Origin of the sequence: Sulfurimonas sp. (assembly GCF_023228785.1) — a bacterium.
Lineage (GTDB): Bacteria > Campylobacterota > Campylobacteria > Campylobacterales > Sulfurimonadaceae > Sulfurimonas.
The window spans coordinates 1-13,966 of sequence record NZ_JALOAN010000046.1 but is presented as its reverse complement, the minus strand read 5'-3'; the positions used below and the strand labels follow the sequence as shown (position 1 = coordinate 13,966).

Below are 13,966 nucleotides of genomic sequence, written 5' to 3'. Positions count from 1 at the left end.
CCACAATCGATTGCCGCTTGTTTTACAGAGTTACGAGCTTGTTTTTTTGTACCAACAAAAAGTACAGTTTTACCCTCTGCTGCTGCGTCCATAACGATTGTATATGTGTTACGGAAATAACGAAGAGTCTTTTGTAAGTCAATAATATAGATATTTTTACGAACACCAAAGATGTATTTTTTCATTTTCGGGTTCCAACGACGAGTTTGGTGTCCAAAGTGTACACCACATTCCAATAGGTCTTTCATAGTTACCATTAGGTATCCTTAAATAGGCTCATTTTGGCCTTAGTTTATAGTTAGTTAGCTTTGAGAGTATCGAACAAGCATCTCTTAAAAAAGAGAGTTGCACTAACTTTTTGACACTTTCTGTTAATATTTTCTTGTACGAAAAAGAAAAATCCGCGAATTATACTGAAGTTTATTTTAAAAATAGCTTTTTCTTAAAGCTTTTGCAGGCTCTGTAGCTCTTCTTTTACTTTTGCAACATGATCTTTTACTCTAACTTTTTCAAACACAGTTTTTACAATACCCTCTGGATCTATTATAAAAGTAGTTCGAACTATGCCCATGTACTCTTTACCAAAGTTTTTCTTTTGTTGCCAAACTCCATATTCTTGCATCATAGTAGTCTCTTCATCGCTTAGTAGCGTAATGCCAAGATCTTTTTTCTCTATAAAGTTACGGTGTTTTTGAGTAGAGTCTGCACTAACCCCTATGATGATTGCATCTAATTCACTAAAGTCAGGTGCTGCCTCGGTAAACTCACAAGCCTCAGTTGTACATCCTGGAGTGTTGTCTTTTGGATAAAAGTATAAAACTATCCACTTTCCTTTAAGATCTCGTAAACAGATCTCAATATCATCTTGATTTGGTAAGCAAAACTCTGGTGCTTTGTCGTTAATCTTTAACATTCTTTTTTTTCCTTTAATTTATTTCATAAATTTAAGGGAACCTTTTCCCTATTATTTGTCACGCCAAAGGAACAAGTCCCTTTGACTACGCTAACGCTTGGTTTCCCTCGGCGGAAAGCCCTCGGCACTAGTGCCTCTTAAACTGATATTACAAATATTTTAAAACTTCTATTATATCCCGGAACCCCGAACTTGTTCGGGGCTTTAGGCTTTAAAGTTCGAGGTTCCATGCGAGTTTGCAAGTTTTGAAAAAGTCCCACTGCTCTTCTTCTTACAACTAACTACTTACTACCAACCACTTAATACACAAACATCAAAAAGTAGACCCAGATCCCTGTTAGTGAAGTTAGAACAACTCCGCTAAATGTTATAATCCCTATCTTTTTATGTTTGTTTTGTCTGAGTAGTTTTTTAGCCATAAATATAGCCATACCCCAAATGATTATAGTAATAATAGAAACTGCTATGTGAAATATTAAGACTATAAAAGCGTAATTATAAGAAACTGAACTTTTTTGCATAAATGCATCAAATCCTCCCATCATCCTAACACCTGTCTCAAAATATCCTAAAACTATTACAGAAAATGCAAATATAAATATCTGTACATAAGAGTGAAGTTTGTATCTTTTAACTCTAGCCAAGAAGATTGCACTTGCTACTAAAAGTGGTAACAACGCTACTATTAGCGTGACAACGTCCATAAAAAAAGGTGCTCTTGTTCCTAAAAATCCTGTTTGAAACATATATTCTAAATTGCTCAATTTTTAACTCCTTTTTGATAATAAATATACAATGAACCTAGTATAACTAAGACAACTAAAACCGCAATTGTAATCTGCTTTAAGTAAATGCTTAGTAGCTCTTGATTTTCGCCTATAAAATATCCAAGCATTGTAAGTATCAGAGCCCAGATCCCAGCTCCTAGTGCTGTATAGATTGAAAAAGTAACTAAATTCATACGAGCTAAACCCGCTGGGATGGATATAAGTTGTCTTATGCCAGGGATAAGCCTTCCTGTAAAAGTAGAGATATGTCCATGCTTATAAAAGAAGTTATCCATCTTATCTAGGGCGCTCTCTTTAATAAAAAAATACTTTCCATATCTTTTTAAAAACTTCCTGCCCAAACTAAGAGCAAGATAGTAGTTTATAAAGGCTCCAAGCATCGAACCACCCAAACCGCTAAACATTATCATAGATATACTCATCTGCCCTTGTGATGCCAAATATCCTGCAGGAACAAGGATGATCTCACTAGGAAAAGGTATAAAAGAACTCTCAACTGCCATCAAAAAAAAGATGCCAAGATATCCCCAATCAAATATAAGATCTACTAGATCTTGCGCTAACTCTTTTATCACCTTAAAGCCTCTTTTATATCTTTTATCATCAGATCTGCAACTCCATCTATTGAACACTCCATAAGCTTTTTACTTTTTTGCGCAAGTTCCTCATCCAAGATATTAAGAAGTTTTTCTCTTAAACCATCTCCCTCTCTTTGACACCAACCAAGCTCATTTTTGACTATAAAACTAGCGTTATGATATTGATGATCTGATGCCGCATGAGGGTATGGAACGAAAAGAGCGGGAAGCCCGTTTGCACTTAGTTCCCAAAGCGTACTAGCACCTGCGCGACTAACTGCTAGATCTGCTCTTGCTATGAGCTTGTCTAGATCTTTTGTAAAACCATAAAGCTCAACTTCTATACCTAAGATCTCATACTCTTTTTTTACTCTTTCATAGTCACTCTCTCCAGCTTGATGAATGATTTTTATACCCCTACCTTCTAGTTCCTTTGCCACACTCAAGGCTAAATCATTTATAGCTTTTGCACCGTGAGAACCACCTAAAAATATAATAGACTTTAAACTCTCTCTTACTCTTTGGCTCTTAAAAAAAACATCTTTTACAGGATAACCTTTTATAGGCGAATCTTTATCATAAGCTGAGATAAATCTCTTTGCATAAGGCTTTAAAAGAGAGTTTAGTCTCCCTCTGATTGCATTTTGTTCATGCATAAAAAGAGGGATTCTAAGACTAAGCGTTGCAAAAGATGCAGCAGCGGCTGAAAAACCGCCTACACTATAAGTAGCATCAATCTTATGTTTTTTAAGTATCTCTCTTGAAGCTAAAAATGCACGAAAAATATTCCATAGTGCTTTTACTTTAGCAAAGCCTTTTTGATTTACCACACCGCTAGTTTTTAAAAAATAGACATGAGAAAAATTACTAGCTCCCTCAAAATACTTTCTATCTTGTCCATTTGTAGAGCCTATAAAAATCACTTCATAACCATTTTCTAGTGCTTTATGTGCGAGTGCATCTGCTATCATAAGATGTCCGCCTGTTCCTCCGCCTGTTATACATAACTTCATAGTTCTCCTCTTCACATCTTTGCTTTTTTAGATGCCATAAGCACCATTCCAACCGCCATTGAAGCAGCTATAATGGCTGAGCCTCCATAACTTAAAAAAGGAACTGAGATGCCTTTTATAGGAGTTATTCCACTTATGCCATAGGCGTTTATCAAAAATGCAAATGACAAAAGTAAGCCAACCCCAAGTGAGAAAAGATATGCGCATCTATCTTTTGAACGATTTGCAATTTTGAAGATTCTTTGTAGTATCCACATAAAAAGTATAACAACAACTAAAACACCTACAAAACCAAACTCTTCTGCAAGTCCTGCTAAGACAAAGTCTGTGTGAACCTCACTTAAAAAACCAAGTTTAAAAGTTCCATTTGCAAGACCTGTTCCAAAGATCCCGCCATTATTTATAGCATTTAGGGAGTGTCCTATCTGATAGGGTTCTATCTCAGTAGGAACTCTTAACTTTTGCGCAATAGCAGCTGGAAAAAGCTCTAATACACTGTTTTGTGCTAATGCCCACCATGATTTTATCCTGCTGATTCTATGTTCTGCTGTCATTATAAAAAATATAAAAAAGAGTATAGATATTGAAAGAAGAGTGAAGAAAAATCTAAAACTACTTCCCGCAAACATCAGCATAAAAAGAAGAGTCATCCCAAGAACTACAACTTGCCCTAAGTCGTTTTGGATAAAAGCTATCATAAACATAGCTCCAACGAAGACCAAGGCGTAAGGTATAAAGCGTTTAAACTCGGCACCAATTCCCATGCCATCGTGATGACCTAGTTTTCTTGAAAAACTCCATGCTAAAAAGTAGACAAAACCAACTTTGAAAAACTCTACAGGAGCAAGTGAAAATCCAAAAAGCTTTATCCATCTCTTTGCCCCACCAACTTCTGAGACTAAATACTCTGGTAAAAATGGCATCGCTATCATCATAATCATAGATCCAAAGAAGAGAGTCAACCCTACTCTTTTTAACCATTTATCTGGATCTAGTTGTGCAAGTAACCAGATAATGACAATAGCAAGAAAGCCAAAAATAGCTTGTCTTAGAGCAAAATGAAACTCATTTACTCCAAAAAGTAGAGTTGTGTATGCTGAGAGTGAATAAGTAAGAATAACACTTATTAAAATCATCAAAGAGACTAATGTAAAGAGTTTTCTATCTGCCATTATTTGATTTTATTTATCTTTAGGACAAACTCTACTTCTGCTTTTGAGATATGAAGCTCTTTTGAGATGGTCTCTAGTGAGACACCTTGCTTGAAGAGTGAGATGATTTTTTCATCATCATTGCCATGAACTGAGGTAGGAATAGAGATCTGTTTTACTCCACTTTGTATAGTCGCAATTCTAAGATTTAACTGCTCATCCATAACAACTATAGTCTCTTCAACTCTTTTAAGCCCCAAAGACAGTGGCTTTACTAGATCATATGTAGTTCTCTCAACTTCTGCGTAAATATCTTCATCGCTCATGCGAGTGTTGTGAGCTTTTATATCTTTTTTAGTACTCTCTAGCTCTTTTTTTAAGTAAAAAATCTCTCTATTTAGATCTTCTACTACTGATGCTACTGAGCGGATATTTTTATGTGATTCTGAGTCTTTTGAAATTATAAAATATATAAGATACAAAATCATAGCAGCCATCGCAACTACGATATACTCTATATTTAGAAGTTCAAGATACTTCATTTAGCTTTAGCCTCGCGGATTAAAACTCTCTCTCTAGCTGTCAAATATGCTCCCCACTCTTTTTCATCTCTCTCATGTATCTTTGTAATCTCAGCAAGTGATGCATCTACAGCTTTAAAAAAAATCGCTACATCTCTTTTTGGATGAACTGGCATCTCTATTCGCCCATAGTATTCTACTCCACTCTCAAATAGATCTGAACTTATTTTAAAATGCTCAAAACCGATAGACTCTATATCTATTTCGTGCTTTAGATGCACCCTTTTTGGCTTTTCATTTTTCAAAAACATCTCTAAGGCATCTATCTTTCTATGAAGTTCTACCACTAAGTTGAGCAAAACTGGATCACTCTCAGCAGTCTCACCTCTTCCTTTTGCAAGTTTAAGCCATTGGCTTATCGGATCATCATCACTCTCACTTAGTTGAGAAAATTCTTTGTTAAACCCCTCTTCATTAACACTAACTTCATCAAAAGTCATACTGATATGAGAGGGAACTAAACGAACATTCATGATGCGACCTTATCTAAGATGATAAAAATTAAAAACATAACTCCCAAATAACCATTTACTGTAAAAAAAGCACGATCTATCTGAGTAAAATCTCTTCTTACTATCTTATGCTCATATCCTAGCATAATAGCACTAAGTATAACTGCCGCGTAAGCAAAAAGCCCAAGTCCTGCTATCCAAACAAACAGAGCCCAAAAAACGACACTTAACATATGAAAGAAAAATGAAAGAAAAAGAGTAGCATCAGCTCCAAATCTTGAAGGAATGGAATAGAGTGAATGTTCTCTATCAAACTCTATATCTTGCAATGAGTAGAGTAGATCAAATCCAGCCACCCAAAAGATAACCCCAAGACTAAGAATTACCGACCAAGGTGGAATATTTGCTTCAACTGCAACAACTCCAGCAATCGGAGCTAAACCCAAAGAGATCCCAAGAACAATGTGTGCAAGAGAGGAAAATCTTTTAAAGTAAGAGTAAGATCCCAAAACAAACAAGATAGGAAGACTAAGCTTAAATGCCAGATCATTTATCATATATGCAACTGCTACGAAAACTAAAGCATTTACAACTACAAATATCATAATGCTTGTGCTATCGAGTCTACCATCTACATTTGGACGTGACTCTGTTCTAGGATTTGTGGCATCTATATCACGATCAGCATATCTGTTTAAACCCATAGCGAAGTTTCTAGCACTAATAGCAGCTAAAACTCCCATCAAAAGTAACCAAAAGCCAAACCACCCATCAGCAGCGACTATCATAGCTATAAATATAAATGGCAGAGAAAATATAGAGTGTTCAAACATTACAAGTTCATTAAAGTCTTTTATCTTGTTGATATATTTTTGCAAGTTTTTGCCTTGAGAGATTTTTGAGTTTATTTTACCCAAAGTTGATTTAAAATGATATAATTTTGCCATGAACACTCCCATAAAACAACTCTCAATCATAGGACCAACTGCTTCTGGAAAAAGTGATTTAGCCATCAAGGTTGCGCAAAAGATCGACGCTTATATCCTCTCCATAGACTCTCTTAGCATCTACAAAGAGATCGATATTGTCTCTGCAAAACCATCAAAAGATGAACTACAAAGCATCAAACATTTTGGTATAGATGAGCTCTATCCTGATGAGTACTTTAGCGTTGAGATTTTTATAAATCTTTATAAGCAAGTAAAAGATTTATGCCAAAATGAAGGTAAAAACCTTATTATCGTAGGAGGAACTTCTTTTTATCTTATGTCACTTCTTAGCGGACTCTCTGCTCTTCCAAACATAGATGCAAAAACAAGCTCAAATGTAAAAAATGAGTTAGAAGAGTTAACTGAGTGTTATGATCTGCTCTATAGCGCTGATTATGAATATATGAAAAACATAAGTCCAAATGACTCATATAGAATAGAGAAAGCTCTACTAATTTATAGAGCATCTGGACTTGCTCCAAGTGAGTATTTTAGAGCAAATCCTCCAAAACCAATCATAGAAAATCTTGATATTTATAACATATATATAGAGAGAAATACTTTACGAGAGCGCATAAAAAAAAGAACTAACAAGATGCTTGATTCTGGGCTTATAGATGAGATCTGTTATTTGGAGCAAAAGTACACAAGATCGCCCCACTCCATGAACGCAATAGGTATAGTTGAAGTTTTGGACTATCTTGATGGTAAGATTACAAAAGAGAAGATGAGTGAACTTATCTCAACACACACCTCCCAACTAGCAAAAAGACAACAGACTTTTAATCGTACACAGTTTGAAAATGTAAGATCTGCAAAACTAAATGAACTAGAGGATCTACTATTATGAGACTATTTATTATTTTACTTCTAAGCATAAGTATATATGCTCAAGACTCACTTTACTTTTTTCCACAGGATGCTAAAATTGCTAAAGATGACATTGAAAAGCTCATAAAATCTTCTAAACATAGTATCGATATAGCTATGTACAATTTTGGAGATAAAAAACTAGCAACACTCTTAGATAAAGCTCAAAAAAGAGGTGTTAGTGTAAAGATATTTTATGATAAAAAAGATGTTGATTTTAAAAATATCGATGCAAAAACACTAAAGAGAAAGCTTCACACAAAGATAGCTATCTTTGATAAAAAAATAGTTGTCTTTGGAAGTCCAAACTGGACTAAAAAGAGTTTTAAAGATAACTACGAAGTTCTCTACATAACAGACGATAAAAAACTTCTTGCTATGTTTAATAAGTTTTTTCAAACCCTAGATTAGTTTTTTTTTGTAAATAAACTACAAGCCTCAAAGCCTTGATGAGATTGCGGGTCAAGCCCGCAATGACGAAAAGTGAAGCACGCAATGGAGAAATTAGCATCACCCTAAACTCTCCAACTCCGCCACCCTGAACACCAACTCCATCACACTGAACTCTCCAACTCCATCATCCTGAACACCAACTCGTCACCCTGAACTCTCCAACTCCGTCACCCTGAACTTGATTCAGGGTCTAACTTGATATACATTCAAGACCTTTACAGTCTCAAACTATATTTAAAAGTGAGGCTTTAGCCTCGCATGAGGAGCTTAAAACTACTTAGATCCTTTAGCCGTTTGGGCTAACTTTGCCCATGCCGAATTCTTATCTGCTTCTATGGAGTCTTCATAGGCTCTTTGTGCGTCTTCACCTCTCCACAGTTTCTCATATGTAGTTCCTAATAGATATTTTTGTCTAGATCTATCGGCGTTTGAGATTTTTACATCATCCAAAGACTTTATAATCTCTAATGCTCTATTTAATTCCTCTTTATTTATATAGGCTTGATAGAGTGTAAACTCAACAAAAGGACTTTGTGCGTAAGAGCTTGATGCTTCTTGTATCTTCATAACTTCTTTTGCATACTTTATGACTAAGTTATCATCATTTCTTTGACTGCCTATTGCCATAACAGAGACATATCTCTCTATGTCAATATAACTATCTCCATAAACCCTCTCTATCTCTACAATAGTTTCTATCATCTTATTGGTGTCTTCAAGTCTTTGGTACGTGTCAAACAAAATTCTATAAACATCTTTGTACTCGGAGTCTTTGTCTTGCTCTATAAGTATTACTAAATCTTTTGATGCCTTTAGTACATCACTATAGTTTCCTGTTGCAAAATCAACTTTTATATAACGATAAATCCACTTCTTTCTAACTTCTAAATCTTTTGATTTTAAGTTTTTTAAAGCTGTGTTTTTTGCAAGTAAAAAGTCAGCCCCTTTCATAGCACACTCATAGATCCCATCATCCCAACTATCTGAGAGTTTTATAGAATACTCGGTTGCTATATGTAAAACACTATGACACTCTTTTGCTTTTAACGCCTCTTCCATAGCTCCTATTGCTGCATCGTTTATAATAGTTTGAGTATCTACATAACTGACTGGATCTAGCTCTAATAATTTCTCTTTAGTTGCAAGAACTTCTTTATACATTGAGTTTTCTAACATCAACTTTGCTTTTTCATATATAGCTCTTTTACCTATACTATCATCTCTATAAGTCTCTTCAAGCTTATCGTAGTCGGTTAGTTTTGTAGAAACATTTGTATCACTTACATCAAAAAATAGTGAATCTTTTGCAACTTGAACTTCAGGCTCAAAAACTCCATCAGGAAATATTTCAAAGTACTTGTTAAGAGCTAGAAGTGCTTCTTGTTTTTTAGGAGTTTTTGCTAGCCATACACCGACATCTTTAACTAAAGATTCATACTCAATATATTCTGCATTTATCTCATCTAAAAGTGCTTGTGCTATAGCTGCCGCTGTTTGGTACTCTTCTTTTTCAAAAAGAGAATCCATTATTCTTAAAGATTCTTCATATTTTGTAACAAAGAAGCTAGGTTTAGCATTTACTATCTTCATAGCATACTCACTCGCACTCTTATGTCTCTCTCTAGAGATATTGTGTTGTGCAAGTTTAAAAGCTGCCGTTGCAGCTATATCTATATCATTTGTCTCATTAAGAGCTTTTTCATAAAAAGCTAGAGCTCTTGAGGCTGCACCAGATTCTTCTAGCATCTCAGCCTTATATATATAACCCCATTTTGCAAAAGGTGACTCTTCGTGCTCACTAAATAACCTATCAAAAAAGTAATCAGCTTGAGTAGAGACACCCTCTTTTGAGTAAGCCTTAGCAATAAGAGATAAAACCTCAGCCACGTTATCATCTGATGAATACTCTCTTAAATAGATCTTTGATAAGGCTATAACCTCATCATTATTACCATCAAGTTTAGCATTTACTTTTATCTTATAATAGAGGAGTTCAGCCTTAAAAAGTGAAGAAGGATACTTAAGCATAACTTCATTTATAAGTTCTAAAGAGCTTTCATAATCTTTATTTGCATATAGGTTTTTTATCTTTAAATATTCACTAACATCATTAACTTCTTTGATATGAACAGGTTTACCTTCCATATCAAGACTTCCTACATATGGAAGTTTGTTTTTATCTAAGAAAAATGGAAAGTTTATCGCCACATCTGTTTTATCTTGATTTTTTAAAAATGGCATCTCTTTTATATAACCAATTATCATCCAGTGAGAAGAAAGTTCTGCGTTGGCATCAAAAATAGTATCGTCTTGGCTTAAATTAAAAACAACTGGGTAGAGTTTCATCTTTTTATAAGGCGTTATGATTAGAAAAAATGTTTTTTTCTTTATCTGGGATTCTATTTTGAAGAAATCATTTTGGATTGGCTTTAGATCTTTTGATGGAGCTTTTGAAAATGCGCAAACTATCTGAGTGACTTCTTTAAAATCATCCTTCATCTCTTGACATAAAAATCTATCTTTGTCTTTGATATGAAGTGTTGAGTAGTCATTAAAATTTGCTCTTGCACCTTGAAGAGAGACATCAAGTGCAAAAAGATTAATAGAGAAAAAGGCTAAAAGCATCCACTTTAACAAATCTTCTTCCTTTGCTTGTTAATAAATAATCTATCCTAAAGCAAAGATTTTGTACTCTCGAAAACCTTGTTTTTCGTAGCTTCAGGGGGTTGCAAGGGACAGAATATCCCTGCCAGTAAAACGGACGAGTTCGTTTTACTGTATAAGTTAATATCCGCTTTTAAATACTAGAGCAGTGATAAACTCTAAAACAGGATTTATAGCAACAAAAGCAAAAATAGTTCCCACTGCTGCAAAACCGATAATAGTTCTTAGTGGATGTGTTGCATTTGATACAAAGACATGTCCATCTTTGTTAATAACTGGATCTCTCATAAACATAAATACTATTAGTTTTAAGTAGTAATACCCAGCTATGGCAGAGTTTAGTGCCATAATAAGTGCTAAGACTGTATAACCACCAGATACCGCTGAAGATATCATATAGAGTTTACCCCAAAATAGTGCAAATGGAGGAAGACCCGCAAGGCTTAGCATAAAAAGCCCCATAATAGTTGCCGCAACTGGTGCAGTTTGAACCATTCCCGCAAATTTACTATAACTATGATCTGAACTTTGGTGTAGTGGTAGATGTTTTTGTCGAGAGATCCAAAGCATACTAAACGCACCTAGATTTGTAAAACTAAATAGTATCCAGTACAAAAATAGAGCACTGTTTGACTGAGTAGTTCCTATAAGAACCGCAGCCATTACAAAACCAGCGTGAGAAATAGAGCTATACGCTAGCATTCTCTTTACATCATTTTGTACTAGTGCCCAGATATTTGCAGCAGTCATTGTAACAACTACTACAATGTAGAGAATTATCTCTAACCATACTACACCACTATGAATCAAAAATTCAAACATTCTCATAGCCACTATAAATACCGCTATTTTAGGAACGATAGACATAAACCCAGCTAATGCTGCAGATGAGCCTTCATAAACATCAGGTGCCCATGTATGAAATGGTACTAAAGAGAGTTTAAATCCAAGAGCCGCTAAGATAAAAGTAACGCCAACAAGAACAAAGCCCATATCTGCAAACCCATTTTCTGTAAGAACTGTAGCTATTTGGTTAATCTCTATAGATCCAGTTAGTGCATAAAATACCATTGAACCAAAGCTAAAGAAACCAGCTGCTAGTGCACCCATAGTAAAGTACTTAACTGCTGCTTCAAAAGACTTGTCACGGTTGTGCATAGCGATCATAGTATATAAAGCTAACGATGCAGTCTCTAGTCCTACAAAGATAAGAATTAGATTGTCGGTGGCAACCATAAACTGAAAACCACCAAGCATAAACAAGAAGAGTGCAAAAAACTCAGAGTAAGAAAACTCATGAAATCTCTTGTGTGTTAGTGCTAATGGAATAAAGAGCAGTGACGCAACAACGATGATGAGCTGTGCTAAAATCGCAAGTCCATCTATGAGCATTACATCAAAGACACCCATAATAGTGCCACTCTCACTAAATATTCCTGCTGTTTGTGAAATTGCACCAAGATCCATTAGTAAGAAAATGATACTTATCATTACATAAAGAGTTTTGTCTAAATCACTCTTGATAATATCTATAATCAAGATTAGTAAAGCACCAATTATAGGAATTAACATTGGTGCGAGAGTCATTAAGTTTAGTGACTCTAATGATACATTTACTGGCTCTAACATTAGTTTGCCTCCTTAACTCTAGAATCTCTATCAGCGAGGTTAGGGATTCTCTTTTTAGCTTCTTCTGTTATAGCTTTATCGTGCATCAACTGAACAACTGATTCAACTGAGTTGCTGATTGGCTCTAAAAGAGGCTTAGGATAAACACCCAACCAAACAGTGATGATAACAAGAGGAATAAGAGCAGTAAGTTCTCTTTTGTTTACATCTGGCAGATTTCTATTCTCTTCATTTGTAACTTCACCAAAAAACATCTTTTTATAAGCTGCTAACATATAGATAGCGCCAACTATAATAGCTATTCCAGCTAGAAGAGTTAAGATGTGTGATTGTTGATAGAAACCTAAAAGACTTAAAAACTCTCCAACAAAGTTTATAGTAAGTGGAAGACCCACAGATGCCATAAGCATAATTCCAAAGATTGTTGCATATCTTGGCATTACAGATGCAAGCCCGCCAAACTCAGCCATCATCTTAGTGTGTCTTCTATCATATATAACACCAACGAGCAAGAAGAGTGCTCCTGAGACTACACCGTGAGCTATCATCAAAAAGATAGATCCAGTAATACCCTCAACATTTAGTGCAAAAGTTCCTAGTATGATAACACCCATATGTGAAATGGAAGAGTAAGCTACAACTTGCTTGATATCCTCTTGAGCATAAGCCACCATAGCTGTATAAATAATCATAATAATCGCAATAATCGCTATAGGAAACATAAAAAATACAGATGCATCAGGAAACATAGGAAGCGATAGACGAATAAACGCATATGTGCCCATCTTTAGTAAAATTGCCGCTAGTATCACAGAACCAATAGTTGGCGCTTGACCGTGAGCATATGGTAACCATGTATGAAATGGAAACATTGGAACTTTGATGGCAAAACCAATAAAGAATGCTCCAAATAACCATAGTTGAAATGTCTCAGGAAGTATAAGTCTGTACCACTCTAAAAATGCAAAGCTCCAAGTGCCTGTTGCTTGATAGTAAAAATACGCCATAAAAAGCATACCAACTAGCATGATAAGTGAACCTGTAAAAGTGTAAAGGAAAAACTTTACTGATGCGTAGATCCTAAGAGGACCACCCCATGCACCTATGATGTATAACATTGGAACAAGGGATAGTTCCCAAAAAACATAAAATACAATAGCATCAAGCGCTACAAAAACACCAGCCATAGTCATTTGTAAAAATAGAAGCGAGATTATCATGTTTTTAACATTTTTAGTCTCACCAAGAGATGCTATACCTATCATAGTAAAAAATGAAGCAAGTATTACTATAAAAAGAGAGATCCCATCTACTCCAAGTATATAGTTGATCCCAAAAGCAGGGACAAGTGGAACCATCTCCATAAACTGCATTCCAGACACACTAGAATCAAATGAGAACCACAACAACAAAGATAGTGCAAACTCTATAAAAGCAACTGCAACACCATAAGCTCTTATACTATCTTTTGCAACAGCAAAACCAAAAATCGCTGCTATTGCTGGAAAGAAAACCAAAATTGATAATATATTATCTAACATCTATTAAACTCCTAAGCCCGATAAAATCGTCATGATTTCATCAGAGTGTCTAGTTGCTAATCCAAAAACAACCGCTAAAGATAGAAGAGCAACAAGGCCTGCTACCATCCATTTTAACATTGTTGAGAGATTACCACTTTGCATTTCTCTAGTATTCTCACCAGTTGCATAGATAACATTTGCGATCCCATCAACCGTAGCATCTACTACTTTTTGGTCTACTTGCTTCCAGAATACAGTTGAGAGTTCTCTATAAGGTTTTACTAAATACTCTTCATAAAAATGAGGAATATAGTACTGGTTAATCAATAGCTTATATATAAAACTATTCTCCATTTTACTTG

General features: G+C 35.1%; 14 protein-coding genes and 1 pseudogene. 2 read left to right on the top strand and 13 right to left on the bottom strand.

The window, feature by feature from the left end:
* The 9 genes from rpsB to mqnP all read right to left on the bottom strand — a co-directional run.
* A partial coding sequence (rpsB, locus tag M0Q24_RS10200) for a 30S ribosomal protein S2 (RefSeq protein WP_295050347.1) occupies nt 1-257 on the bottom strand: 257 nt, incomplete at its 3' end.
* A gap of 185 nt (nt 258-442) precedes the next feature.
* Nucleotides 443-913: a thioredoxin-dependent thiol peroxidase gene (gene bcp, locus M0Q24_RS10195; RefSeq protein WP_295050345.1), complete on the bottom strand. Its 471-nt coding sequence runs from the start codon at nt 911-913 to the stop codon at nt 443-445.
* Between the two features lie 299 nt (nt 914-1,212).
* The gene (locus tag M0Q24_RS10190; RefSeq protein ID WP_295050343.1) at nt 1,213-1,677 is read right to left on the bottom strand and encodes a DUF420 domain-containing protein; all 465 of its coding nucleotides are present in this window, start codon (nt 1,675-1,677) and stop codon (nt 1,213-1,215) included.
* A complete protein-coding gene (locus M0Q24_RS10185; RefSeq protein ID WP_295050341.1) occupies nt 1,674-2,276 on the bottom strand; it encodes a DedA family protein in 603 nt (200 codons plus the stop codon). The genes M0Q24_RS10190 and M0Q24_RS10185 overlap by 4 nt, the downstream gene beginning before the upstream one ends.
* Nucleotides 2,273-3,292, bottom strand: coding sequence for an undecaprenyldiphospho-muramoylpentapeptide beta-N-acetylglucosaminyltransferase (gene murG, locus M0Q24_RS10180; protein ID WP_295050339.1), 1,020 nt, complete (start codon nt 3,290-3,292; stop codon nt 2,273-2,275). The genes M0Q24_RS10185 and murG overlap by 4 nt, the downstream gene beginning before the upstream one ends.
* 11 nt (nt 3,293-3,303) lie before the next feature.
* Complete coding sequence (locus M0Q24_RS10175) at nt 3,304-4,464, bottom strand: FtsW/RodA/SpoVE family cell cycle protein (protein WP_295050337.1); 1,161 nt, start codon at nt 4,462-4,464, stop codon at nt 3,304-3,306.
* On the bottom strand, nt 4,464-4,985 hold the full coding sequence (locus M0Q24_RS10170) for a hypothetical protein (protein WP_295050335.1): 522 nt from the start codon (nt 4,983-4,985) through the stop codon (nt 4,464-4,466). Before M0Q24_RS10170 ends, M0Q24_RS10175 begins: the two co-directional genes overlap by 1 nt.
* Nucleotides 4,982-5,497: a hypothetical protein gene (locus M0Q24_RS10165; RefSeq protein ID WP_295050332.1), complete on the bottom strand. Its 516-nt coding sequence runs from the start codon at nt 5,495-5,497 to the stop codon at nt 4,982-4,984. The genes M0Q24_RS10170 and M0Q24_RS10165 overlap by 4 nt, the downstream gene beginning before the upstream one ends.
* On the bottom strand, nt 5,494-6,354 hold the full coding sequence (gene mqnP / locus M0Q24_RS10160) for a menaquinone biosynthesis prenyltransferase MqnP (protein ID WP_295050349.1): 861 nt from the start codon (nt 6,352-6,354) through the stop codon (nt 5,494-5,496). The genes M0Q24_RS10165 and mqnP overlap by 4 nt, the downstream gene beginning before the upstream one ends.
* A 67-nt stretch (nt 6,355-6,421) precedes the next feature.
* Here mqnP and miaA point away from each other — a divergent pair, with 67 nt between their 5' ends.
* Together miaA and M0Q24_RS10150 are read left to right on the top strand one after the other, a co-directional pair.
* The gene (gene miaA, locus M0Q24_RS10155) at nt 6,422-7,315 is read left to right on the top strand and encodes a tRNA (adenosine(37)-N6)-dimethylallyltransferase MiaA (protein ID WP_295050331.1); all 894 of its coding nucleotides are present in this window, start codon (nt 6,422-6,424) and stop codon (nt 7,313-7,315) included.
* A complete protein-coding gene (locus M0Q24_RS10150; RefSeq protein WP_295050329.1) occupies nt 7,312-7,746 on the top strand; it encodes a phospholipase D-like domain-containing protein in 435 nt (144 codons plus the stop codon). The genes miaA and M0Q24_RS10150 overlap by 4 nt, the downstream gene beginning before the upstream one ends.
* 315 nt (nt 7,747-8,061) lie before the next feature.
* On the opposite strand, the gene M0Q24_RS10145 is transcribed toward M0Q24_RS10150, so the two are convergent.
* The 4 genes and pseudogenes from M0Q24_RS10145 to M0Q24_RS10130 form a co-directional block, all read right to left on the bottom strand.
* The gene (locus tag M0Q24_RS10145; RefSeq protein ID WP_295050327.1) at nt 8,062-10,425 is read right to left on the bottom strand and encodes a flagellar protein; all 2,364 of its coding nucleotides are present in this window, start codon (nt 10,423-10,425) and stop codon (nt 8,062-8,064) included.
* A 147-nt stretch (nt 10,426-10,572) separates the two neighbouring features.
* The gene (gene nuoN / locus M0Q24_RS10140) at nt 10,573-12,081 is read right to left on the bottom strand and encodes an NADH-quinone oxidoreductase subunit NuoN (RefSeq protein ID WP_295050326.1); all 1,509 of its coding nucleotides are present in this window, start codon (nt 12,079-12,081) and stop codon (nt 10,573-10,575) included.
* Nucleotides 12,081-13,622 carry an NADH-quinone oxidoreductase subunit M gene (locus M0Q24_RS10135; protein ID WP_295050324.1) on the bottom strand — a complete coding sequence of 514 codons (1,542 nt, stop codon included), beginning with the start codon at nt 13,620-13,622 and terminating at the stop codon, nt 12,081-12,083. Before M0Q24_RS10135 ends, nuoN begins: the two co-directional genes overlap by 1 nt.
* A 3-nt stretch (nt 13,623-13,625) precedes the next feature.
* A pseudogene (locus M0Q24_RS10130) lies at nt 13,626-13,966 on the bottom strand (NADH-quinone oxidoreductase subunit L); the annotation flags it as partial.